At 54.5% G+C, this 1,505-nt stretch carries 1 protein-coding gene; it reads right to left on the bottom strand.

What is annotated here, in order from left to right:
- Positions 1–126: 126 nt before the first annotated feature.
- Positions 127–1,422, bottom strand: coding sequence for a serine--tRNA ligase (gene serS, locus BDE01S_RS10495; protein ID WP_066081307.1), 1,296 nt, complete (start codon positions 1,420–1,422; stop codon positions 127–129).
- Between the last annotated feature and the right edge of the window lie 83 nt (positions 1,423–1,505).

The following is a 1,505-nucleotide window of genomic DNA, read 5'->3' as shown; positions in this document are numbered from 1 at the left end:
TATACAAGAGTTGGTGGGCTTAGGCCAGCGTATTTAGCGGCAAGGCGTTTGGCAAATCAAAAGCCGTCTGAAAACCGCCCCGGCAGGGCATTTTCAGACGGCCTGTGTGGCGCGGAAAGCGGCGGCTTATCGGATTTCCAGCTTGGTTACGCCGTCCATATAAGGTTGCAGCGCGGCAGGGATGTTGATGCTGCCGTCGGCATTTTGGTGGTTTTCCAACACCGCGACCAGCGTGCGGCCGACGGCCAGGCCGGAGCCGTTGAGCGTGTGTACCAAACGGTTTTTGCCGTTTTCGTCTTTGAAACGCGCTTTCATGCGGCGCGCTTGGAAGTCTTCGCAGTTGGAGCAGCTGGAGATTTCGCGGTAAGTGTTTTGCGCGGGCACCCACACTTCCAAATCGTAGGTTTTGGTCGCGCCAAAACCCATATCGCCCGTACACAGGGTAATCACGCGGTAGGGCAGTTCCAATGCTTTCAGGATATTCTCTGCGTGGCCGACCATCTCTTCCAAAGCTTCATAAGACTGCTCAGGATGCGTAATCTGCACCATTTCCACTTTGTCAAACTGGTGTTGGCGGATCAGGCCGCGCACGTCTTTGCCGTATGCACCCGCTTCGGAGCGGAAACACGGCGAATGGGCGGTCATTTTCAGCGGCAAATCGGCTTCGGCAACGATGCTGTCGGCTACGGTGTTGGTCAGCGTGACTTCCGCCGTCGGAATCAAATATTGGGTTTTCTTGCTTTCATCACCGCCACGGGTCACATGGAACAAATCTTCGGCAAACTTCGGCAGCTGACCCGTACCCTGCAGGGTTAAATCATCCACAATGTAAGGTGTGTAGTGTTCGGTATAACCGTGTTGCAGCGTATGCGTATCGAGCATAAACTGCGCCAATGCGCGGTGCAGGCGGGCAATTTGGCCTTTCATGACGGTAAAGCGCGCGCCGGAAAGTTTCGCGCCGCCTTCGAAATCCAAGCCCAGCGGTTCGCCCAAATCAACATGGTCTTTGATTTCAAAATCAAATTCACGCGGGGTGCCGACTTTGCGTACTTCTACGTTTTCGGTTTCATCCTTGCCTTGCGGCACGCTTTCGTGCGGCAGATTGGGAATGGTCAGCAGCCAAGCATCCAGCTCTTTTTGCACGGCATCCAAATCGGCGGCGGCCTGCTCCAAATCCGCTTTGATTTGCGCGACTTGGTTCATGGCTTCCTGTGCTTCGTCATGTTTGCCCTGGCCTTTGAGCACGCCGATTTGCTTGGAAATGCTGTTGCGTGCGGCCTGCAGCTCTTCGGTTTTGACTTGGACGGCTTTGCGCTGTTCTTCCAAGGCATTGAAGCGGGCGGTGTCAAAATCGTAGCCGCGCTGCGCCAGGCGTTCGGCCACGGCGGCGGTTTGGCTACGGAGCAGTTGGATGTCTAACATTTTGAATCTTTCGGGCTGAATAATATGAATGGCGTTATTGTATAGTGAATTCAAATAAAAAATCTACCGCGTTGGCTGCGCCC

It is taken from the genome of Bergeriella denitrificans NBRC 102155 (genome assembly GCF_001592185.1).
Taxonomy (GTDB): Bacteria; Pseudomonadota; Gammaproteobacteria; order Burkholderiales; family Neisseriaceae; genus Neisseria; species Neisseria denitrificans.
Note: the sequence above shows the minus strand (reverse complement) of the source record. Positions and strands in the feature narration are given on the sequence as shown.

Excerpts from the sequence above, each read along its gene's own strand:
- serS (WP_066081307.1), bottom strand. The coding sequence starts at position 1,422 with ATGTTAGACATCCAACTGCTCCGTAGCCAAACCGCCGCCGTGGCCGAA.